Raw genomic sequence first — 21,645 nt, forward strand, 5'->3', positions numbered from 1 at the left:
GCATTCCGGCCTGCATCGCCAGTGCCCGCCGCGCCGTCAACGAGATGTTGACCCCGGAGACCGGGGCGTCCGTCAGGGAAGGGAGAATGGGCGCATGAGTGAGTCGACCGAACAGCCCGTGAAGAAGAAGGCCCGCGACCTCAACCAGGTCATCCGCTACACCATGTGGTCGGTGTTCAAGCTCAAGAGCGAGCTGCCCGAGGACCGCGCCGCGCTGGCCGCCGAGGTGCAGGAGCTGTTCGACCAGCTCGACGCCAAGGACGTGACGGTGCGCGGCAGTTACGACGTCTCGGGCCTGCGCGCCGACGCCGACCTGATGATCTGGTGGCACGCGGAGAGCTCGGACGACCTCCAGGAGGCGTACAACCGCTTCCGCCGCACCGGCCTGGGCCGGCACCTGGAGCCGGTCTGGTCGAACATGGCCCTGCACCGCCCGGCCGAGTTCAACAAGTCCCACATCCCGGCCTTCCTGGCCGACGAGCAGCCGCGCGAGTACGTCTGCGTGTACCCGTTCGTCCGCTCCTACGAGTGGTACCTGCTCCCCGACGAGGAGCGCCGGGGCATGCTCGCCGAGCACGGCAAGATGGCCCGCGGCTACCCGGACGTCCGGGCCAACACGGTGGCCTCCTTCGCCCTCGGCGACTACGAGTGGCTGCTCGCCTTCGAGGCGGACGAGCTGCACCGGATCGTGGACCTGATGCGCGACCTGCGCCCGTCCCGGGCCCGGCTGCACGTCCGCGAGGAGGTGCCGTTCTACACCGGCCGCCGCAAGCCGATCGCGGAGCTGCTGAACGGCCTCGCCTGAGCACGGCGAACGCCTGAGCGCCGCGCACGCCTGAGCGCCGCGCACGCCCGAGGGGCCCACCACCGGTGGGCCCCTCGGGCGTTCCGTCAGTAGCGCAGCGCCGCCCGCAGCCGGGCGTCCGGCAGGGCGGCCGGGCCGACCACCGCGACGGCGGTGAGCACCGCGTCGTCGGTGGGGGAGGCGCCCAGTGCCTGTCGGGGGACGTGCACCGCGGCCAGCACGTCCCGCCCGGCCGGGCTGGCCCAGCGGGTGTAGGGGTGGACGTCGACCCGGGCCATCAGCAGGGTGCCGCTGGTGAGGATCAGGGGCAGCGAGAACCAGGCCACCGCCGAGCCGGCGTCCCCGGTGCCGGGCGCGGACAGCGCCAGCGCGCCGCCCAGCAGCACCACCGAGAGCACCAGCGCCTGCCGCACCTGACGCACCGCCAGCGAGGTGCTCTCCCGCACCACCGCCGGGGTGGCCAGGCCAGCCTGCACCAGTCGGCCGCCGATCTCCAGCACCGCCGGGTGGTGGGCCAGCCCGCTGCGCAGCTTCCCGGTCGGGCACTGCCCCTCCGGGCCGATCTCCTCGATCAGCGCCCGCTCCAGCCGGGTCCGCCCGTGCGGGTCGACCACCGAGGTGAAGCCGGTGTGCGCCAGGTGCAGCCGCCCGCGCGCGGCCATCAGCACGAGGGCCAGCTCCACCACCCGGGTCGGCCCGCCGGCCAGGTAGGCGGTCTCGTAGAGGCCGACCCCGAGCGGTTCGGCGGGGCGTGGCCGGGCGGGCCCGGCCAGCGAATCGGCGGTGGCTGCGGCCCGGACCAGCCGCAGGCAGGAGAGCACGGCCGCGAGCAGGGCTGGGAGGAGCAGGAGCAACCACATGGGTTTCGTTCTAGACCTGGTCGCGCCGCCCGTGGAACGGGTTTCGGGATCGCGATACCGAACTGTGACACTCCGTCGGTTTCACCACCCGCGCACGCCCCCTGCACGGAGCAACCGCAGGTCAGCGCTGGGTGATGGACCCCTGCTCGATCTGCTGGATCAGCCGCTTGAGCTGGGTGACCTCGTCCTGGAGGGCGCGGGTGCCGGCCGGTGTGAGGGAGAGCCAGGTGCGGCCGCGCCGGCCCTCGTAGCCCTTCTCGATCTCGACCAGCCCGGCCCTCTCCAGCACGGTGAGGTGCTGGCTGAGGTTGCCGGCCGTGAGGCCGAGCGCGGTGCGCAGGAAGCCGAACTCCACCCGGCGGGCCTGGTGGGCGACGGTGAGGATGCCGAGCCGGACGCGCTGGTGGACGACGTCGTCCAGGGCGGTGACGGGGTGCTGGTCGGCCGGGCGGGCCGTGGCGTCCCGGTCATCGGGGCCGCACGGGCCGTACGGGTCGGTCGGGTCGTTCGGGCCGGTCATGCGGTGTCACGTCCGCGGCGCCGCTCGGCCAGGCCGAAGCCGAGCGCGGCGAGCAGCAGGAGCAGGCCCGGGAGGGCGAGGCGGGGGAGCGAGGCCCACGGCGAGGTGGCCGGGATGCCGGCCCAGCTGGTGTCCGGCCGCGTCAGTTCGACGGCCAGGTAGAGGGCGGTGAACAGCAGCAGGGCGCGGCTGCGCTCCACCCGGCACAGCACCAGCAGGGGGATCCCGATGGTGACCGCGGTCCCGGTGAGCCGGGCGAGCAGGTCCGCCGCGACGGAGCCCTGGGCGAGGCTGATCCCCCAGAGGTCGACCGGCTCGCCGGGGCCCGGCATCCCGTGCCGGGTGCTCCAGAACTCGGTGGCACCGACCAGCAGGAGCAGGGCGGCCCCGGTGAGGACGTACGGCCGGACCGTGGTGCCGACGCCGCGTCGGCGGGCCCGGTGGAGGTAGAAGGCGGCGGTGGCGGTGTAGACGAGGGCGAACCCGATCAGCCAGTAGGCCGGCGAGCCCTGCGAGACCAGGGTGCAGTCGCCACCGGGGCCGGGGGCGTCCGGCCCGCACGGGACGGCCCGCACGCTCTGGGTGAGGCGGTTGACCGCGATCCCGCCGAGCACCAGCAGGCCGAGCAGGAGGAGGGGGAACCAGGTGCCGCGCTGGGCGGCCCGGACGCGCCGGGTCAGGTCACCGAGGGCGGCGAGGACGTCGTGGGGGGTGCCGTTCGAGGGCACCGCGGAGTCTGCCATGCCATCAGGTTTGCATGGCAAACCGAACGGCGGCAAGGGTCCTGCGGAGTCCTCCACCAACGGACCGTGACGTTCCGTCAGCCGCCGCCCCCGCCCCCGGAGCTGTCGCCGCCGCCCCAGGAGCCGCCGCCGTCGCCGCCCCAGGAGCCGGACCCCCCGCCGTCGTGGCCGGACCAGGAGCCCGAGTCCGCCCAGGAGCCGAATCCGCCGTCGTGCCCGCCGGCGTGGCTGCCGCCGGGGTCGGACCAGGAGCCGTCCGCAGCGCCTGTGGAGGGGTCGGCCGTGTACCAGTCGTAGAGCGTCAACTCCCCCACCGCATAGGTGAGATCGGTCGCTCCGAGGCCGGCCCCGGCGGCCCCGCCGGCCACGGCGGGCCCGGCGGCGGCCCGCAGCCGCTCCAGCAGGGAGCGCCCGGAGGGGGTGAGCGCGGAGGGGCCGGGGGCGGTGGCCCGGCGCCAGAGGGCGCCCAGGGCGAGTAGCAGGACGAAGCCGCCCAGGGTCGGCAGCACCGGGTGGTGCGCCAGCAGCAGCCGCACCCAGGCGGCCGCCCCGAGCAGGGCGCCCAGGGCGAGCGCGGCCGTCAGGGCACGCCGGGCCCGGACCGCCGCCCGCAGCGGCCGGGGGTCGTGCAGCAGCCCGCGCTCGACCAGGCGGGCGCCCACCCGGCGCACCGGGTGACTGGCCGTCAGGGCCCGCCGCAGCGGGACCGCGCGGGCCCGTCCGCTCGGCCCGGCCTGCCGGACCAGCTCCGCCTCGACCGGGTCCCCCGAGCGCCGGCGGAGCACGGTGAGCCGCCCGTCCGGGGAGATCTCCAGCCGGCCGTCGTCCCGCATCCGGATGATCACGGTGTCGGCCACCAGGGCGGGCCCGCCCAGCAGGTGCGCCAGCTCCAGCTCGGAGAGCTCGGCCTTCAGGCGCCGGGTCGGCACGCGCTTGCGCCCCAGCCGGACCCTGGCCGCAGTGGCCCGCAGGCCGGTGACCGCCACCAGGGCGGTGGCGGCGAGCAGTTCGGCGTACGGCAGCGTCCCGGCCACCTCAGCTGCCCCCGCATCCGCCACCGCCGCCGCAGCTGCTCCCGCAGCTGCTGGAGGAGGAGGATCCGCAGCTCGACGAGGACGAGGAGCCGCAGCTGCTGCTGCTCGACGAGCCGCAGCTGTTGGACGAGGAGGACCCGCAGCTGCTGGAGGAGGATCCGCAGCTCGACGAGGGGGTGTCCGGCGAGGAGCTGGAGCACCAGACGTAGCCGCTGGAGTCGGAGGAGGAGCCCGAGGAGGTGGTGGTGGAGGTCCTGGTCATCGCCTGCTGGGCGGCCAGGGCCTGCCGCAGCTCCAGGTCCTCCAGGGAGTCCAGGCCGTCCACCGCGACCGCGCCGAGCAGCAGCGCCCCGCCGAACACGGCGGCGTCGTGCGGTTGCCAGGGGCTGCCGGTGCGGATCAGCTCCAGCTGGCGGACGCCGGCCGGGGTGATCCGGGCCCGCTCGGGCTTGCTGACGGCCAGCCAGAACAGGCCCACCATCAGCAGGCCGAGGAAGGGGAAGAACGGGGCGGAGCGGGAGCCCTGCTCGGCCGCCGAGAGCCCGAGCCAGCCGATCGCGGCCAGGACGCCGAGGCCGATCACCACCAGCTGGACGAACCAGAACAGCCGCCGGGCGCCCATCGCCTTCCTGAACAGGTCGGGACGCCGCATCAGCCCGCGGGCGGCCAGGCCGTCGCCGATCCGCTGGACGTGCTCGCTCCGGGCCAGCTCGCGGCGCACGGTCGAGAGGTCGGTGCGGCCGGAGGAGCCGGCCACGGTGATCAGGACGGCCTCGACCGCGTCCCGGGCGTTCCGGTCGGTGACCGTGACCTGGCCGGAGCGGGAGACGATCAGCCGTCCCTCCTGCTGCATCCGGACGATCACGGTGTCGACCACCCGGGTCGGGCCGCCGGCCAGGAAGGCGGCGTCCAGCAGCGGCTGGCCCCGGCCCGGCAGCCCCTGCGGCTGGGGCACCCGGCGCATCCGGCGCAGACGGTTCTGGGCGTTGCACCCCGCGAGCAGCTGGGCTGCGGCGGCGATGCCGAACTCGGCGTACCACATGATGGGATCCCCCGTACGTGAAGTTTGAGCGTTCAGTTGCACCAGGGGCGCGGGGAACTGCGCGAAGCGGAAGGCGGACCAGTGCTAGATCGGGGCATGCGAGCCAGGTGCACGTGCTGCCGTTCCCCCGCGCGCAGTTCCTCGCGCCCCCGGGGTAGCCACTTACACCAGCCGAACCGATTGCCGGGCGGGCCTCAGCGCCACCAGCGGCGTCGGGACGGTCCGGCGGGTCGGAGCAGGCGTTCCAGGGCGGGCCGCCAGGCAGCCTGCGGTTCGGCGGCCAGCGCCCATTCGGCGAAGGCCCGGGCGTCGGCCCGGTAGCCGCCGGTCATCGGGCGGCTCTCGGCGTACCGGAGGAAGAGCCGGCCGTACTCGTGGCCGAGCAGCCGCTCCAGCTCCGGCTCCACCCGGGCCACGGTGTCCCGCCGCTTGTGCAGCAGGCCCCGGGCCTGGGTGCGGACCTGACCCTCGTCGAAACCGGCCGGCACCGGGGCGCCGGCCAGCAGGGCGTCGAGCAACTCGCCCTGCTTGCGGGCGAGTTCGGCCCGGGCCAGGACCAGGGCCGGGTCGGCGCCGTGCTCCGGACCGGTGCCGGGGCCCTGGGCGGCCCCGGGCCGGACGAGGTACTCGTACTGCTCAGACATGGTGCGGTTCCCCCTCCAACACCTCGCGGATCGCGTCGAGTTCGCCCGCCAGCTCGGCGGGCGGCGGGAAGTTCTCGTCCCGCTCCAGCAGCACGCCCGGCGGTACCGCCCTGGCGCGCAGTTCGGCCAGCACCTCCAGCACCGGGGCGGTCACCGGGTGGGCGTGGGTGTCGTGCCAGACCCCGTCCCGCTCGATCCCGCCCGCCACGTGCACGTAGGCCAGCGCCTCCAGCGGCAGCCGGTCGAGCTCGGCGGCCACGTCCAGACCCAGGTTGACCCGGTTGGTGTGCAGGTTGGCCACGTCGACCAGCAGCCGCACCCCGGTCCGCTCGACCAGCTCGGCGAGGAACTCGCCCTCGCTCAACTCGTCGTCCGGCCAGGCCAGATGGGCCGCGATGTTCTCCAGTGCCAGTGGCACCGGAAGCTCCTGCTGGGCGATCCGGACGTTCTCCGCGATCACCCGCAGCGCGTCCCGGGAGCGCGGCACCGGCAGCAGGTGCCCGGCCTCCCGGCCACCGGCCCGGACGAACGCCAGGTGTTCGGTGACCAGCGGCGAGCCGAGCGCCTCGGCGGTCAGCGCCAGCCGCTCCAGCCGGGTGCGGTCCGGCAGGTCCGCCCCGCCCAGGCCCAGTGCCACGCCGTGCGGCACCACCCGGACGCCGCGCTCGCGCAGCACCGTCAGGGAGGGCGGCAGCTCCCCGGCCCGGAGCTCGTCCGGGCAGAGGTTCTCCGCCACCACCTCGACCCAGTCCAGGCCGGGCAGCCGCTCGACGACGGTGTCGATCTCGGGGCGCCAGCCCACGCCGACCCCGAGCCGGGGGAGCGTCGTTGCGGTGGAATTCATCGTGATCCGCCCCCTTCGGAGGGCCGCGCCGAGAGCCGGCGTCTGGTGGATTCAGGTCGGTCCGGCGGCTTCCTCGCGCGCTGTCCCGCTGCCTGAGGATGTATCCCGCCGGGGCGGCTGCCAACCCGCCTCCGGTATTCTCAGAGCTGAACTTGAGCTTTCCGGCACCGGGGGGAATTTCAGTGGACCGCAGGTGACGGGAAGACTAGCGTCGGCGGTCTATGACGATGATCATCCGTGACTTCCGCCCCGACGACGCCGAGGCCGCCGCCGCCTCCTACAGCGCCGGCCGCCCGCACCTGGTGATGTCCCCGAAGGCGGTGCGCCACCTGGTGGAGAGCGCCGCGCCGGAGCAGCACTACCGGCTGCTGGTCGCCGAGCTGGACGGCGAGGTGGTGGCCTCCGGACGGGTCGGCCTGCACGCCTCCTCCTCGACCAAGGGCCAGGGTTTCGCCAACCTGAGCGTCAACCCCGGGGCCCGGGGCCGGGGAGTCGCCACCGCGATGCTGGCGGAGGCGGAGCGGCACCTGGCCCGGCACGGGGCCACCGTGATCCGCGCCTGGGTGGACGACGAGCCCTCCGCGACGGCCTTCGCCGAGCGGCACGGCTACCGGAAGGGCCGGGGCGCCCAGTTCGCCCACCTCGCGCTGACTGCCGCGCTGCCGCCGGTGCCCGCGCTGCCCGAGGACGTCACGCTGGCCACCGCCGCCGACTTCCTGGCCGACCCGTACCCGCTCTACCGGGTGGACGTCGACGGCACCCTGGACGAGCCGGGTGACGTGGACCTGGACGACTACTCCTACGAGGACTGGCTGGCCGAGGTCTGGGAGCGTCCGGACCTGGACCGCGAGCTCACCACGGTCGTGCTGGTGGACGGCGAACCGGCCGCGTTCAGCGCGGTGCAGACCGACGGCGGCACCCGCTACTGGTCGGCCTTCACCACCACCGCCGCCGCCCACCGGGGCCGTGGCCTGGCCACCCTGGCCAAGACCGACTCGCTGCACCGCGCGCTGGCCCGGGGCATCACCGACGCCTACACCAGCAACGACGCGACCAACGCGCCGATGCTGGCCATCAACGAGCGGCTCGGGTACCGGCGTTGCGCCGGCGAGTGGTCCTACACCAAGGAGCTGCGGGGCTGACTCAGCCCACGTCCACGCCGTGGGCCCGGGCCAGCCCGGCCAGCCCGTCGGACCAGCCCTGCCCCACGGCGCGCAGCTTCCACTCGCCGCGGTGGCGGTAGAACTCGGCGACCAGCATCGCCGAGACGCCCGGCTCGGCCGGGGGCTCGAAGGACCAGGAGTTGCCGTCCGCGGCCCGCACCTCCAGCTCGGCCCGGCCGAGTTCGGCGCAGGTGCTGGTGGAGTCGGCGTCCATGTTCACCGAGACCGCGACCCGCTGCACCGCTCCCGGAAGCCCGGGCAGCCGGACCAGCGCCGCCTCGGTGAGCAGCCCGTCCGCGCCGCGCTCCTTCGGACGGAGCGTCACCGCGCCGCCCTCGGCGGTGGGTTGGTGGTAGAAGACGAAGTCCTCGTCGCCGCGGACCGTGCCGTCCTCGGTGAGCAGCAGCAGCGTCAGGTCGGCCTCCGGGCCGGTGGAGGCGAAGCGCACCGAGAGCTCGGACAGGCCGGCGGCGGGCAGCACCACGTTCTGACCCGGGCTCAGGGCGGTGGCCTGCGGCACGGGCAGCACCCGGGTCCGGTCCTCCGGCGGCCGCGGCCGGTCCGGGTTCTCGCGCGGCAGCACCTGGGTGGCGTCCTCGCTGCCGGCGGTCACCGGCGGGTGCGTCGGACGGGGCGGGACCGCCGGGGCCGCCGGGGCCTCGGGCCCGCCGCCGAGGCGGCCGGGCAGGCCCTGCTCGTGCAGCAGCGCGAGCAGCATCGGCCCGTCCACCAGGGTCAGCGGCTTGCCCTCCACCCAGCGGTGCGAATCCGGGCCGAACCCGGCCGTGGTGACCAGGATCCCCTTCTTCGCCCCGTGGTGGACCCGGGTCGCGTCCAGGTCCCGCACCGCGGTCGGGTCCACCGTGCGGCGGTAGCGCTTGGCCTGGATCACGATCAGCCCGCCCGTCACCGGGTCCGGGTCCTCGGCGATCACGTCCACGCCCTGGTCCCCGCTGCGCGCGGTGGTGCGGGTGGTGAGGCCCCGCCGCCGGAACAGCTCGGCGACCAGCTCCTCGAACTCCAGCGGGTCCATGGTGAACAGGTCGGGGCCGTCCGCTCCGGCGGGCGGCGCCTGGTACGTCCCGACCTGCCCCGCCAGCCGTTCGGTGCGCACCTGCTCCAGCTTCTCCGGCTTGGCCGACAGCCGCCCGCGCAGCCCGTCCACCAGGCAGTCCAGGGGCTCCACCCGGTCCAGCGCGACCGCCCGGAACTCCTCCTGGCGGACCGTCACCGCGGCCAGGTACCGCTGCTCCAGCCGGCCGCTGGCCGGGTCGGCGCCCTCCACGTAGCCGTTCACCACCACCGAGGCCAGCAGCCCGCGCTGGTCGGCCCCGAACACCTCGGCCAGCACCCGCAGCACGCACTGGGCCAGCAACTCCCGGTAGAGCGACTTCCGTTCGGTGGCCGAGCGGGACACCTCGGACTCCCGGTCCTCGGCCTTCACGTACCGCACCCGGGCCACCGCCGGGACCACCTCGAAGCCCGGCAGCTCCCAGTCCACCACCAGCTGACGGGCCGCCGCGTCCCAGGCCACCTCGCAGTCGCGCGGGAACTCCTCCGGCCAGTCCGAACGGCTCCGCAGCGCCGTCTCGAACAGGTCCGCCACCGCCTCCGCCGACCCGGCGTCCAACTCCGCCGCCAGCCGCGCGGCCTGGCCCGCCCGGTCGGCGGCCAGCCGGTGGTTCTCCGCGACCCAGGCGTCGTACTGCGCCCGGTACGCCGCCAGGTGGTGCAGCCGCTCGCCCTCCGCCCGCTGGGCGGCGTGCCAGTCGTACTCGAACCGGGAGCGGGCCTGCGCGGCCTGCGCGTCCCACTGCGCCCGGGTCGCCGGGTTGAACGCCTGCGGCCCGGTCAGCGGCGGCACCAGGTAGCGGTTCTGGTCCGGCATCGGCACCGGCCGTCCCAGCGGCCCCGGGTCGAACGGCGGTGGCTGGAACGCCCCCTGAGCATCCGTCAGCCGGAAGGCCCGCCCCGACAGCCCCCGCGCCAGCACCCCGCGCAGCTCCGCCACCTGCTCGTCCAACTCGGCCGTCCGCCGCGCCGCGTCCGCCTCCCGGCCCTGGTGGTACGCCTTCAGCGCCTCGCGCTCCCCCTGCGCCGCGGCCCGCTGCGCCTCCCGCTGCTCCCGCTCGAACCGCCGCTGCGCCGCCACCGCCGCACGGCGCTGCTCCTCCTGGCGGCGGGCCTGCTGCCGCTGCGCCTCCGCGATCATCGCCAACATCCCGGAGCCGCCTCGCCTGGCCATTCCCGTCCCCTCCCACCGACCCGAACGATCAAGTCTGGCACGCCTCCGGGGCCACGCCCACCCCCGGGATCCGTGCACGTCCGACGGGCCGGGCGGCCCCGTGCCGGTGGGGCCCGCGCAGCACGGAACCCCTGCGGGAGGCTCCGTCGTGCGAGCCTCCCGCAGGGGTTCCGGTGGGGTGCGGCTACTCCGCGGGGCGGAGCGTCAGGGAGATGCTGTTGATGCAGTAGCGCTGGTCGGTCGGGGTGCCGTAGCCCTCGCCCTCGAAGACGTGGCCGAGGTGTCCGCCGCAGGTGGCGCAGCGGACCTCGACCCGCTTCATGCCCATCGAGGTGTCCTCGATGTACTGGACCCGGTCCTCGGCCAGCGGGGCGTAGTAGGACGGCCAGCCGCAGTGGCTGTCGAACTTGGTCTCGCTGCTGAACAGTTCGGCTCCGCAGGCACGGCAGGAGTACACGCCGACCGTCTTGGTGTCGGTGTACTCGCCGACGAACGGGCGCTCGGTGCCGGCCTCGCGGAGCACGTGGTACTCCTCGGGGCTGAGCTGCTCGCGCCACTCGGCCTCGGTCTTCTCGATCTCGTAGCTCACGGGTCTCTCCTCCTGGAGGGTTCAGGCAGAGGGTGCAACACCGGCGAGCCGAGAAACGATCTCCGGCCCGAGGTCGGTCACGTCGCCCGCGCCCATGGTGAGCACCAGGTCGCCCGGCCGCGCCAGCGAGGCGAGCACCGCCGGAGCGTCCGCGAACACGTGCTCGGCCCGGACGTCGGCGCCCGCCCGGCGGGCCGCGTCGATGATCAGCTCGCTGGTGACGCCGGGGACCGGGTCCTCGCGGGCGGGGTAGATGTCGAGGACGACGGAGGCGTCGGCCAGCGCCAGCGCCTGCCCCATCTCCTCGGAGAGCTGCTGGGTGCGGGAGAACAGGTGGGGCTGGAAGACCACCAGCACCCGGCCCTCGGCGGCCTCCCGGATCGCCTCCAGGTCGGCGGTCATCTCGGTCGGGTGGTGGGCGTAGGAGTCGATCACCTGGACCCCGCCGGCCTCGCCCTTGAGCTGCAGCCGGCGCTTGACGCCGGTGTAGGAGCCGAGCGCCTTGGCCAGGTCCGCGGCCGGGACGCCGAGGGCGACGCCGGCGGCCAGCGCGGCCACCGCGTTGTGCGCGTAGTGGCGGCCGGGCACGGAGACGGTGAAGGTCAGCTCGGTGCCGTCCAGGAGGACCGTCACCTCGCTGGTCATGCCGTGCGGCGTGACGGCCAGCACCCGGATGTCGGCGTCCTCGGCCTCGCCGTAGGTGACCACCCGCAGGCCGTCGCGGCCGCGGACCCGGCCGGTGAGCTCGCGGGCGCCGTCCTGGTCGGCCGAGACGACCAGGGTGCCGCCGGGCACGATCCGGCCGACGAAGGTCTCGAAGGACTCGTGGATCTCGTCCATGGAGGCGTAGTTGGCGTGGTGGTCCAGCTCCACGTTGAGGACGATGGCGACCTCGGGCGCGTACTTGTGGAAGCTGCGGTCGCTCTCGTCCGCCTCGGCGACGAAGATCTCGCCGGCGCCGTGGTGGGCGTTGGAGCCCGGGGCGTCCAGGTCGCCGCCGATCGCGTACGAGGGCTCCAGACCGAGCTCGCCGAGCGAGACGGCGAGCATCGAGGTCGTGGTGGTCTTGCCGTGGGTGCCCGCCACCGCCAGCGCGCGGCGGCCGCCCATCAGGGCGGCCAGCGCGTCGGAGCGGTGCACCACCGGGACGCCGCGCTCGCGGGCGGCCGCCAGCTCGGGGTTGTCGGCCCGGATCGCGCTGGAGACCACCACGCTGCTCACCCCGGCGGGCAGGTTCTCGGCCGCGTGACCGACCGCGACGCTGGCGCCGAGCGCGCGCAGCGCCCGCACGGTCTCGGAGTCCTTGGAATCGCTGCCGGAGACCCGGGCGCCGCGCACCGCGAGGATCTTCGCCAGGCCGGACATCCCCGCGCCACCGATGCCGATGAAGTGCGGGGCGTGCAGGTCGTGCGCGGCGTCGTTCAAGGAGTGCTCCGTCGTACCTCGGTGCTGTCAGGGGCAAGGACGATTCTGCCCTAACTCAGGCGCCGCCCCGTGCGGGCTCAGGAGTCGCTGGCGAACAGCTTGAGCACCGGCACGCCCACCTTGTGCCGGGCCTGCGAGGCCCAGTCGCGGTGGAAGAACTCCTCCACGAAGTGAGGCGACGTCAGGACCAGTACCTCGTCGGCGGAGTGCTCCTCGACCACCTCGCGCAGCCGGTCCAGCGGATCCTCCTCGACCACCTCGCCGACCGCTTCGGCCCCGGCCCGCTGGAGGTGGCGCAGGCTGTGCTGGAGCGATTCGCCCGCCAGGGTGGGGGCCTCCTGCTCCTCGTGCTCGTGCACCGCCTTCTCCAGGTGGCCGAGGGCCACGTCGTCGAGGGCGCGCAGCAGTTCGCCCTGCTTGCCGCGCGGCTGGATCAGGACGACGAAGGAGACCTCCTCCTCGCCGTGGAGCGTGGTGACCAGCTCCACGTCGGCGTCGGAGAGCGCCTTCTCGATCATCAGTACGGTCTTGAACACGTGCGTCCCTTCGCAGGTGCAGGCCCCCGGGCGGTGTCCCTTCCCGACTCCCATAGTGCCCGGAGGATGCTTTCCTCACGCTGCACACGCGCCACATGGGCCACGGTGCGATTCGGATCACTGCGGGGTGGGGGAGGGGCCTTCCAGCCGCAGGTAGCGGCTGAAGAGGAAACCTTTCTCCTCGATCAATGAGAGCAGCCGCATCGACTGCGTGTCAGACATTTCCGCATTGTGGAGGATTCGTGGCGCGTCGCCGCCGGTGAGCAGGGGGGCCAGCGAGAGGCAGAGTTCGTCCACCAGCCCGGCCGCCGTCAGCTGCCCGAGCAGCCGGGGGCCGCCCTCGGTGAGCTGCCTGGTCCAGCCCCGCGCGGTCAGCTCCTGCTGAGCCAGCGTCAGGTCCACGTCGCCCTTCCCGGCCACGATCAGGTCGGCCACCCGGGCCACCGCCGCGCGGGCCTCGGCGGGGGAGTCCTCGGTGGTGACCACCACCGTCCGGACCAGCGGCTCGGTGAACAGCGGGGCGGAGAGCGCCAGGCCCAGGCTCCGGCTGACGACCGCGATCGCCGGGGCGGGCTCCTGCCCCGCCGCCGCCCGGGCCGCCGCGAACTCCCCGCGCGCCCGGGCCGGCCGGTACCCCTCGGAACGGACCGTCTCGGCCCCCACCAGCACCACGTCGCTCAGCGCCCGCAGCACCCCGAAGATCCGCTTGTCGGCGTCTCCGGAAAGCCCCTCCGAGACGCCGTCCAGCCTGGCCCCGCCGTCCAGCCCGGAGACCATGTTGGCCCGCAGCCAGGGGCGGCCGCGGTTCACCTGGTCGGGGTACGCGTAGACCTCGGCGAGCGCCTCCAGGGAGTGGAGGTCCTCGTACCTGACGCCGTTCGGGCTGATCAGCTGCTGCATGAGGTCGAGTCTTCCACGGCCGGTACCCTCTACTAACGTGCCCGCAGCCTCCCGCCCCGATGCCATAGCGACCGACGCCCCGACCGCCGCTCCGATCGCGCTCACCTCCCGCCGGCCGGTCGTCCCGGCCGAGCGCCTGGTCGCCGAGATGGTGCCGCCGCCGCGCTTCGCCGACGTGAGCTTCGGCAGTTACAACCCGGACCCGACGCAGCCCAGCCAGTACGAGGCCGTCCAGGTCCTGGAGGAGTTCGCGGCGGGCATCCAGGCGGCCAGCGCTCCGGCGAAGAAGGGCTGGTTCCGCCGCTCCGCCCCCGCGCCCACCGGCCCGGCCGGCGTCTACCTCGACGGCGGTTACGGCGTCGGCAAGACCCACCTGCTGGCCTCGCTCTGGCACGCCACCCCCGGGCCCAAGTCCTTCGGCACCTTCGTCGAGCTGACCAACCTGGTCGGCGCCCTCGGCTTCCAGACCGCCGTCCAGACCCTCTCCACCCACCGGCTGCTCTGCATCGACGAGTTCGAGCTCGACGACCCGGGCGACACGGTGCTGGTCTCCACGCTGCTCAGCCGCCTGGTCGAGAACGGCGTCAAGCTCTGCGCCACCTCCAACACCCTGCCCGAGAAGCTCGGCGAGGGCCGCTTCGCCGCCGCGGACTTCCTCCGCGAGATCCAGGGCCTCTCCGCACACTTCCGCCCGCTGCGGATCGACGGCCAGGACTACCGTCACCGCGGCCTCCCGGACGCCCCGCCGCCGTACTCGGACGAGGCCGTCACCGCGCGGGCCGGGGAGACGCCGGGGGCGGCGCTCGACGACTTCGACGCGCTGCTGGAGCACCTGAAGGTCGTCCACCCCAGCCGCTACGGCGCGCTGCTCGACGACGTCCAGGCGGTCTTCCTGCGCGGCGTGCACCAGGTCGACGACCAGTCCACCGCTCTGCGGCTGGTGGTGCTCGCCGACCGGATGTACGACCGGGAGCTGCCGATCACGGCCTCCGGCCTGCCGTTCGACCAGGTCTTCCCGGAGGAGCTGCTGCGCGGCGGCTACCGCAAGAAGTACCTCCGGGCGATCTCCCGGCTGGTCGCGCTGGCCCGCGACAGCGCGGCGTAGCTCCCGCAGGGGACTCGGCGTAGGCAGGCGGCGCGGAAGGGCAGGCGCTCAGGGGCGCGGGGAACTGCGCGCGGGGGAACGGCAGCACGTGCAACTGGCTCGCCTGCCCCGATCTGGCCCTGGTCCGCCTTCCGTACTCGCGCAGTTCCTCGCGCCCCTGAGCACTTGCCCTACCGGGCGGCCGTCGTCAGGCGCAGAGTTGGCTGGCCGTCACCGGTTGGAGGCCGAGGCGGTGGAGGCCGTCGAGGAGGCCGGGGAGGGCGTCGACGGTGCCCTGGTGGCCCATGTGGAGGGCGACGACGGAGCCGCTGCGGACGGAGCGGAGCAGGCGGCGCTGGAGCAGGTCGGCGCCGGGATCGGCGTAGTCGTGCGGGTCGACGTCGAAGGACAGGCAGTGCTCGTAGCCGACCAGCCGGGCCTGTTCGCGGACCACCCGGCTGGCGTACTGCGCGGCGGAGGGCCGGAACCACCGCCCGATCGAGCCCGTCAGCCGGCGCAGCCGGTCCGCGCACTCGGCGATCTCCGCGTGCACCTGATCCGGCGTCAGCGCGTTGAGGTCCCGGTGGTTCTGGGTGTGGTTGCCGAGCTCGTGGCCGCCCCGCAGTATCCGCTCGGCCATCTGGGGCTGCTGGTCCAGCCAGCGGCCCACCGCCAGCACGGTGAGCTTGACGCCGTGCGCCTCGGCCCGTTCCAGGAGGGCGGTGGCCTGGGCCGGGTCGCCCTCGCCGTGGAAGGTCAGGGCGATCTCGGAGCGGGTGCGCGGCCCGTTGACCACCTCCACCGGGGTGCCCGGCGCCAGCGGGGCGAAGGCCGGGACCACCGGCGGGCGGCTGGCCGCGGAGGAGGACGCCGGCGTCGCCGAGGGCACGGGGGTGGGCGTGGGGGAGGGCGGCGGGGAGGCCGGGCCCTCCGCCACCGGGGGCCCGGAGGCGGAGCAGGCGGACAGGGCCCCGAGGGCGGCGGCGGTGGCCAGTCCCGCGGCGGAGCGCAGCACGGTGCGGCGGTCGGCGTTCATCGCGGCCAGCTTAGGGAGCGTGGAACTCCCGTACGACTCGGGTGCGCCGAGCGGACCATCCGGGCCTCGATCGTGAACGAAGCTGACCAGACCAAAAGTTGACGGTCCGTGGCCAAGAGTTGACCACTCTGCGGGAGAGTCGTGGGCCGGACCGCTCCTAGGGTCGGCCCCATGCCCCCTGAGCTGCTGCGCCGGCCCGTGCCCGGCCGTCCCGTGCTGCCCGTCCTCCCGTACCGCAAGCCCACCAAGGGCCGCGACTACTGGGTGCTCGACGACGTGCTGCCCGACGCGGACGAGGTCCGCGCCCGCTGCCTGGCCGTCGAGGAGTGGGAGGAGGGCTACCCGCACAAGCCCGAGGCCTGGCCCGGGCTGCGCGCCATGCCGGCCCTGCTGCCGGACGAGCTGGCCCTGGTCGAGGCGAAGGTCCGCAGGGCCACCGGCGCCTCCCGGATCTGGGCCCTGGGCGAGGCCGAGGGCGGCACCTTCAACCACAACTGCGTCCAGGTGGTCGGCGCGGGGGAGAGCGAACCCCGGCCGCACACCGACTCCCGCGCGCTCTGCCGGTACGCCGCCGTGCTCTACCTCAACCCCACGGTCCCCGCCCGCTGCGGCACCAGCTTCCACCGTCAGAGCCTCCCCGGCGGACGCCTCGGCGGGAACCAGGTCACCGCCCCGCACAACAGCCTGGTCGACGCCCTCGGCACCCGCTACGTCCCCGCCGACTCCTTCACCGAGGACCTCGCCGTCCCGCACCGGTACAACCGGCTGCTGCTCTACACCGCCAACCTGATCCACACCGCCACCGAGTACTGGGGCGCGACCCTGGAGGAGAAGCGGATGACGGCGGTCTTCTTCTGGATGGCGTGACCCGGCGTCGGCTCACTACGGTGCCGGGATGACCACCTCCACCGAACCCTTCCCGTCCCGCCCGCTCCGTGAGGTCCGGGCGGTGTACGTCTGGCAGGTCAGCTGTCCCTCGGACTTCGCGGACGTCACGGTGGACTTCGAGCCCTGGGAGCCGGGCCTGGCCTTCGAGACCGCGCCGGAGGCGGAGGCGCCGGACGGCTGGTCACTGGAGGAGCTGTACGGAGCGGTCGCCGAGGGCGTCCGGGAGGAGCTGGCCGAGCAGGGGCTGGCTCCGGCCGTCGTGGTGGTGCTCCGCCGGCTGCGGGTCCACGAGGTCGACTCCAGCGAGCGCTCCTTCCGCCGGGCGGGCCGGCTGCTGGTCCGCAACGCCTTGGCCGCCCGGCCCTGAGCAGCGAGGCTCGGGGATTGTCGGTGGCTGGTCGTACGGTGGTGGCGTGCGTCCCATCACGAAGATCGAGCGTTCCACGGCGCCCTTCGAGGTCGTCAGCCCCTACCAGCCCAGCGGTGACCAGCCGGCGGCCATCGCCGAGCTGGAGCGCCGCATCCGCGCGGGCGAGAAGGACGTCGTCCTGCTCGGTGCCACCGGCACCGGCAAGTCCGCGACCACCGCGTGGATGATCGAGAAGCTCCAGCGCCCCACCCTGGTGATGGCGCCGAACAAGACGCTCGCGGCCCAGCTGGCCAACGAGTTCCGCGAGCTCCTGCCGAACAACGCGGTCGAGTACTTCGTCTCGTACTACGACTACTACCAGCCCGAGGCCTACGTCCCGCAGACGGACACCTACATCGAGAAGGACTCCTCGATCAACGAGGAGGTCGAGCGCCTGCGCCACTCCGCGACCAACTCGCTGCTCACCCGCCGCGACGTGGTCGTGGTCGCCTCGGTCTCCTGCATCTACGGCCTCGGCACGCCGCAGGAGTACGTCGACCGGATGGCCCAGCTGCACGTCGGCGAGGAGGTCGACCGGGACGCGCTGCTGCGCCGCTTCGTCGACATGCAGTACACCCGCAACGACCTCGCCTTCACCCGCGGCACCTTCCGGGTCCGCGGCGACACCATCGAGATCTTCCCGGTCTACGAGGAGCTGGCGCTCCGGATCGAGATGTTCGGCGACGAGATCGAGGCGCTCTACACGCTGCACCCGCTCACCGGCGAGATCATCAGCCAGAACGAGTCGATGTACGTCTTCCCCGCCTCGCACTACGTGGCCGGCCCCGAGCGCCTGGAGCGCGCGGTGAACGACATCGAGAAGGAGCTGGAGGAGCGGCTCGCCGTGCTGGAGAAGCAGGGCAAGCTGCTGGAGGCCCAGCGGCTGCGGATGCGCACCACCTACGACATCGAGATGCTCCGCCAGATCGGCAGCTGCTCCGGCGTGGAGAACTACTCGATGCACTTCGACGGCCGCGAGCCCGGCTCCCCGCCGAACACGCTGCTCGACTACTTCCCCGACGACTTCCTGCTGGTCATCGACGAGTCGCACGTGACGGTCCCGCAGATCGGCGCGATGTACGAGGGCGACGCCTCCCGCAAGCGCTCGCTGGTCGACCACGGCTTCCGGCTGCCCTCCGCGCTGGACAACCGCCCGCTCAAGTGGGAGGAGTTCCAGGAGCGGATCGGGCAGGCGGTCTACCTCTCGGCCACCCCCGGCAAGTACGAACTGGCCCGGAGCGACGGCGAGGTCCGGCAGATCATCCGCCCGACCGGCCTGATCGACCCCGAGGTGATCGTCAAGCCGACGGAGGGTCAGATCGACGACCTGGTGCACGAGATCCGCAAGCGGATCGAGAAGGACGAGCGGGTCCTGGTCACCACCCTCACCAAGAAGATGTCCGAGGACCTGACGGACTACCTGCTCGGTCTCGACATCCGCGTGCAGTACCTGCACAGCGACGTCGACACCCTGCGCCGGGTCGAGCTGCTCCGCGAGCTGCGGGCCGGCAAGTTCGACGTCCTGGTCGGCATCAACCTGCTCCGCGAGGGCCTCGACCTCCCCGAGGTCTCCCTGGTCGCGATCCTGGACGCGGACAAGGAGGGCTTCCTGCGCTCCGGCACCTCGCTGATCCAGACCATCGGCCGCGCGGCCCGCAACGTCTCCGGCCAGGTCCACATGTACGCGGACCGGATCACCCCCTCGATGGAGCTGGCGATCGAGGAGACCAACCGCCGCCGCGAGGTCCAGCAGGCCTACAACACCGAGCACGGCATCGACCCGCAGCCGCTCCGCAAGAAGATCGGCGACATCCTGGACACCCTCTCCCGCGAGGACCTGGACACCGAGGAGCTGCTCTCCACCGGCTACCGCCAGTCCGGCAAGGGCAAGGCCCCGGTCCCCGCCCTGGGCGCCGACCGCAAGCCCGCCAAGAGCCTTCCCGCGGCCGAACTCGCCGACCTCATCCAGCAGTTCACCGACCGCATGCACGCCGCAGCCGCCGACCTCCAGTTCGAGCTGGCGGCCCGCCTGCGCGACGAGATCGGCGAGCTGAAGAAGGAGCTCCGCCAGATGCGCGAAGCCGGCATGGCGTAGCCGGCCGCCCCGCGGCTCGCCCGGTGCGGCCTGCGGTGTTTGAATCCCGGGATGGACTCCGACACCGCAGGCCCCCGCCCCGTCAGCCTCGCCAAGGGCGACCGGGCCCGGATCTCCCTGGACAAGGGCGACCGCGGGCTGACCGTCACCGCCTCGCTCCGCTGGGACGGCGGCAGCGACGCCCGCCGGGCCCGCGGCGCGGACCTCGACCTCTACGCCCTGTACGTCCCGGCCGACGCCGTGGCGCCGACCGGGGCGCACCCGCCCGGGTACGTCTTCCCGCAGCTGGAGCGCGGCCTGTTCGGGGCGAAGGACAAGGCTGCGGCCGCCGCGCAGAAGGCGGAGCTGGAGGGCCGGACGGACTCCGGCAGGGCGGTCTACTGGAAGGACCTCGGCTCGCTGGCGGCGGAGCCGTACCTGCTGCTCGACGGCGACGCCAGGGTGCCGGGGGAGGAGACCGTCCGGATCGTCCGCCCCGACCGGCAGGGGTACGCGCTGATCTGCGCGTACAGCGCGGTGGGCAACGGCTCCGGCAGCTTCCGCAGCTACGGGGCCCGGGTGGAGGTCTCGGACGGCCGGGGCTCGACGGTGACGGTGCCCCTCTACGAGGACGCCGCCACCTCCTACTGGGTGGCCATCGCCTTCGTGGACTTCACCGACCCGCAGGGGGTGACGATCGGTCACGTCGAGCGGTACGGCCGCCGGCGCACCGAACGCCGTCCGGTGCTGCACACCGACGGGACGGTGCTGATGGACGCGGGCCCGGTGGAGTTCAAGCGTGGCTGACCGGAACGCGTCGCGTCGGCCGGGGCGCCACGGGGTACTCCCCTTGCACGGGGCGGATGCCCGCAGGCCATAGGGTTGGGGGCCGTGGGCTCCGTGCCCGCGCAGGGGGCCTCGGCCGGGGGACGGCAAGGGGGTGTCCGCCGTTGCGCCGGTCCGGTGGGTGGGCCGGGCCGAGGAGAGAGGGCATTGCCGTGTCGGTGAACCTGGCCAAGGGCCAACGGGTGAGCCTGCAGAAGAGCTCGGGCGAGTCTCTGTCGGTGGTCCGGATGGGACTGGGGTGGAAGGCGGCGCCCAAGCGCGGGCTGTTCGGCAGTCGCACCCGTCAGATCGACCTCGACGCCTCCGCGCTGCTGTACGCCGAGCGCACCCCGTCCGACGTGGTCTTCTTCCACCACCTGGTGAGCAACGACGGCTCCGTCCGGCACACCGGGGACAACCTGATCGGCGGCGTCGGCTCGGAGGACGACGAGTCGATCCTGGTGGACCTCGCCCAGGTCCCCGTGCACATCACCCAGGTGATCTTCACGGTCTCGTCCTACACCGGTCAGAGCTTCGCCGAGGTGCAGCAGGCGCACTGCCGCCTGGTGGACGAGTCCACCGGCCAGGAGCTGGCCCGCTACGAGCTGACCGGCGGCGGCCCGCACACCGGCCAGATCATGGCCAAGGTCTACCGGGACGGCGTCGGCGGCTGGGGGATGCAGGCGATCGGGGCGCCGGCCAAGGCGCGCACCTTCCAGGACATGCTCCCGGCGATCGAGCCCTTCCTCTGACGGCGCGCCAGGGGGAGTTCTTTACCTTCTTTACCTTTCCTTGGTTCTTCTGTTAGCCTCGGTGGAACGGAGGGGAGTATTCCCCCGCAGTGTTCCCGTCATCACGGGCGCCGAAGTCGGTGCCCCGGGGCGCTGGTCCGTGGGCCAGGCGGAGCCGGCCCGACGGGCGGAAGAGACCTCCGGCAGTGACGATGACTGTCTCTCGCCTACCTGCCGGAGGAGCAGCTAAGTGGACGTTTCCGTGGGCCTGTGGGTCGGGACGATCGGGGTGCTCGTCGCCCTGATCGTGGCCGACTTCTTCATCGGTGGCCGCAAGCCGCACGAGGTCTCCATCAAGGAGGCCGGGATCTGGACCACCGTCTGGATCGTGCTGGCCATCCTGTTCGGCGGGTTCCTCTGGTGGTACGGCGGTTCGCAGCCGGCCGGCGAGTTCTTCGCCGGGTACATCACCGAGAAGTCGTTGAGCGTCGACAACCTCTTCGTCTTCATCCTGATCATGGGCAAGTTCGCGGTGCCCAGGATCTACCAGCAGCGCGTGCTGATGGTCGGCGTGATCATCGCGCTGGTGCTCCGGGCGGTCTTCATCGCCGGTGGCGCAGCCCTGGTCTCCGAGTTCTCCTGGGTCTTCTACATCTTCGGCGCCTTCCTCATCTGGACCGCGTACAAGCTGGTCAAGGAGGCCATGGGCGACGACGAGGAGGAGGAGTTCGAGGAGAACCGCCTGCTCAAGTCGATCGAGAAGCGCTTCCCGTCGACCGACAAGTACCACGGCACCAAGCTGACGATCCGTGAGAACGGCAAGCGGCTGATGACGCCGATGCTGATCGTGATGCTCGCGATCGGCACCACCGACGTCCTGTTCGCCCTGGACTCGATCCCGGCCATCTTCGGCCTGACCCAGGACCCGTACATCGTCTTCACCGCCAACGCGTTCGCCCTGATGGGCCTGCGCCAGCTCTACTTCCTGATCGGCGGCCTGCTGAAGAAGCTGGTCCACCTCAGCTACGGCCTCTCGGTGATCCTCGGCTTCATCGGCGTGAAGCTGGTGCTGCACGCCCTGCACGAGAGCGGCGTCCACGTCCCCGAGATCAGCATCCCGGTCTCCCTCGGCGTCATCTGCGGCGTCCTGGTGATCACCACCATCACCTCGCTGATGGCCTCCCGGAAGCAGGAGAGGGCCGAGCGGGCGGAGTCCAAGGACGAGATCGACGCCTGACGCTCCACCAC

General features: G+C 73.2%; 20 protein-coding genes and 1 pseudogene. 9 read left to right on the top strand and 12 right to left on the bottom strand.

Going from position 1 to position 21,645, the window contains the following annotated elements; genetic code table 11:
- Positions 1-94: 94 nt before the first annotated feature.
- A complete protein-coding gene (hemQ, locus tag ACWEPF_RS03560; RefSeq protein WP_452171250.1) occupies positions 95-805 on the top strand; it encodes a hydrogen peroxide-dependent heme synthase in 711 nt (236 codons plus the stop codon).
- A gap of 86 nt (positions 806-891) precedes the next feature.
- Here the strand turns inward: hemQ and ACWEPF_RS03565 are convergent, their stop codons facing one another.
- The 6 genes and pseudogenes from ACWEPF_RS03565 to ACWEPF_RS03590 all read right to left on the bottom strand — a co-directional run bounded on the left by ACWEPF_RS03565 (position 892) and on the right by ACWEPF_RS03590 (position 6,492).
- A complete protein-coding gene (locus ACWEPF_RS03565) occupies positions 892-1,665 on the bottom strand; it encodes a TIGR04222 domain-containing membrane protein (RefSeq protein WP_452171251.1) in 774 nt (257 codons plus the stop codon).
- 121 nt (positions 1,666-1,786) lie between these two features.
- Positions 1,787-2,185 carry a winged helix-turn-helix domain-containing protein gene (locus tag ACWEPF_RS03570; protein ID WP_452171252.1) on the bottom strand — a complete coding sequence of 133 codons (399 nt, stop codon included), beginning with the start codon at positions 2,183-2,185 and terminating at the stop codon, positions 1,787-1,789.
- A complete protein-coding gene (locus ACWEPF_RS03575; RefSeq protein ID WP_452171253.1) occupies positions 2,182-2,928 on the bottom strand; it encodes a hypothetical protein in 747 nt (248 codons plus the stop codon). The genes ACWEPF_RS03570 and ACWEPF_RS03575 overlap by 4 nt, the downstream gene beginning before the upstream one ends.
- A gap of 77 nt (positions 2,929-3,005) precedes the next feature.
- Positions 3,006-3,962 (bottom strand): TIGR04222 domain-containing membrane protein, encoded by a 957-nt coding sequence (locus ACWEPF_RS03580; RefSeq protein ID WP_452171254.1) that lies wholly within the window; start codon positions 3,960-3,962, stop codon positions 3,006-3,008.
- A 1-nt stretch (position 3,963) separates the two neighbouring features.
- Positions 3,964-5,004 carry a TIGR04222 domain-containing membrane protein gene (locus ACWEPF_RS03585; protein ID WP_452171255.1) on the bottom strand — a complete coding sequence of 347 codons (1,041 nt, stop codon included), beginning with the start codon at positions 5,002-5,004 and terminating at the stop codon, positions 3,964-3,966.
- Between the two features lie 194 nt (positions 5,005-5,198).
- Positions 5,199-6,492 (bottom strand): annotated as a pseudogene (locus ACWEPF_RS03590) (DUF692 domain-containing protein).
- A gap of 221 nt (positions 6,493-6,713) precedes the next feature.
- On the opposite strand from ACWEPF_RS03590, the gene ACWEPF_RS03595 reads away from it, so the two are divergent.
- A complete protein-coding gene (locus tag ACWEPF_RS03595; protein ID WP_452171256.1) occupies positions 6,714-7,634 on the top strand; it encodes a GNAT family N-acetyltransferase in 921 nt (306 codons plus the stop codon).
- Between the two features lies 1 nt (position 7,635).
- Here ACWEPF_RS03595 and ACWEPF_RS03600 read toward each other — a convergent pair whose 3' ends face one another.
- From ACWEPF_RS03600 to ACWEPF_RS03620, 5 genes are all read right to left on the bottom strand, one after another.
- Positions 7,636-9,900, bottom strand: a complete 2,265-nt coding sequence (locus tag ACWEPF_RS03600) for a restriction endonuclease (protein WP_452171257.1) — start codon at positions 9,898-9,900, stop codon at positions 7,636-7,638.
- A 184-nt stretch (positions 9,901-10,084) separates the two neighbouring features.
- Positions 10,085-10,489 carry a peptide-methionine (R)-S-oxide reductase MsrB gene (gene msrB / locus ACWEPF_RS03605; RefSeq protein WP_345288630.1) on the bottom strand — a complete coding sequence of 135 codons (405 nt, stop codon included), beginning with the start codon at positions 10,487-10,489 and terminating at the stop codon, positions 10,085-10,087.
- A 21-nt stretch (positions 10,490-10,510) separates the two neighbouring features.
- The gene (gene murC / locus ACWEPF_RS03610; RefSeq protein WP_452171258.1) at positions 10,511-11,914 is read right to left on the bottom strand and encodes a UDP-N-acetylmuramate--L-alanine ligase; all 1,404 of its coding nucleotides are present in this window, start codon (positions 11,912-11,914) and stop codon (positions 10,511-10,513) included.
- 77 nt (positions 11,915-11,991) lie between these two features.
- Complete coding sequence (locus ACWEPF_RS03615) at positions 11,992-12,450, bottom strand: indole-3-glycerol phosphate synthase (RefSeq protein ID WP_452171259.1); 459 nt, start codon at positions 12,448-12,450, stop codon at positions 11,992-11,994.
- Between the two features lie 117 nt (positions 12,451-12,567).
- Positions 12,568-13,350: a pyrimidine reductase family protein gene (locus tag ACWEPF_RS03620; protein ID WP_452171260.1), complete on the bottom strand. Its 783-nt coding sequence runs from the start codon at positions 13,348-13,350 to the stop codon at positions 12,568-12,570.
- Here ACWEPF_RS03620 and zapE point away from each other — a divergent pair.
- Complete coding sequence (gene zapE / locus ACWEPF_RS03625; protein ID WP_345288634.1) at positions 13,349-14,455, top strand: cell division protein ZapE; 1,107 nt, start codon at positions 13,349-13,351, stop codon at positions 14,453-14,455. The two genes, ACWEPF_RS03620 and zapE, sit on opposite strands and share 2 nt — an antisense overlap.
- A gap of 187 nt (positions 14,456-14,642) precedes the next feature.
- Here zapE and ACWEPF_RS03630 read toward each other — a convergent pair whose 3' ends face one another.
- The gene (locus ACWEPF_RS03630) at positions 14,643-15,470 is read right to left on the bottom strand and encodes a polysaccharide deacetylase family protein (RefSeq protein WP_452171261.1); all 828 of its coding nucleotides are present in this window, start codon (positions 15,468-15,470) and stop codon (positions 14,643-14,645) included.
- Between the two features lie 171 nt (positions 15,471-15,641).
- Between ACWEPF_RS03630 and ACWEPF_RS03635 the strand changes: the two genes are divergently transcribed.
- The 6 genes from ACWEPF_RS03635 to ACWEPF_RS03660 all read left to right on the top strand — a co-directional run bounded on the left by ACWEPF_RS03635 (position 15,642) and on the right by ACWEPF_RS03660 (position 21,634).
- Positions 15,642-16,337 (top strand): DUF6445 family protein, encoded by a 696-nt coding sequence (locus ACWEPF_RS03635; RefSeq protein WP_452171262.1) that lies wholly within the window; start codon positions 15,642-15,644, stop codon positions 16,335-16,337.
- Positions 16,338-16,365: 28 nt separating this feature from the next.
- Entirely contained in the window at positions 16,366-16,725 is a 360-nt protein-coding gene (locus tag ACWEPF_RS03640) for a hypothetical protein (protein ID WP_452171263.1), read from the top strand.
- A gap of 46 nt (positions 16,726-16,771) precedes the next feature.
- Complete coding sequence (gene uvrB / locus ACWEPF_RS03645) at positions 16,772-18,862, top strand: excinuclease ABC subunit UvrB (protein ID WP_345288638.1); 2,091 nt, start codon at positions 16,772-16,774, stop codon at positions 18,860-18,862.
- Positions 18,863-18,913: 51 nt separating this feature from the next.
- Positions 18,914-19,648: a hypothetical protein gene (locus ACWEPF_RS03650; protein ID WP_452171264.1), complete on the top strand. Its 735-nt coding sequence runs from the start codon at positions 18,914-18,916 to the stop codon at positions 19,646-19,648.
- A 191-nt stretch (positions 19,649-19,839) separates the two neighbouring features.
- A complete protein-coding gene (locus ACWEPF_RS03655) occupies positions 19,840-20,418 on the top strand; it encodes a TerD family protein (protein WP_345288639.1) in 579 nt (192 codons plus the stop codon).
- 229 nt (positions 20,419-20,647) lie between these two features.
- On the top strand, positions 20,648-21,634 hold the full coding sequence (locus ACWEPF_RS03660) for a TerC family protein (protein ID WP_345288640.1): 987 nt from the start codon (positions 20,648-20,650) through the stop codon (positions 21,632-21,634).
- The last annotated feature ends 11 nt before the right edge of the window (positions 21,635-21,645 follow it).

It is taken from the genome of Kitasatospora sp. NPDC004289, from assembly GCF_053602875.1.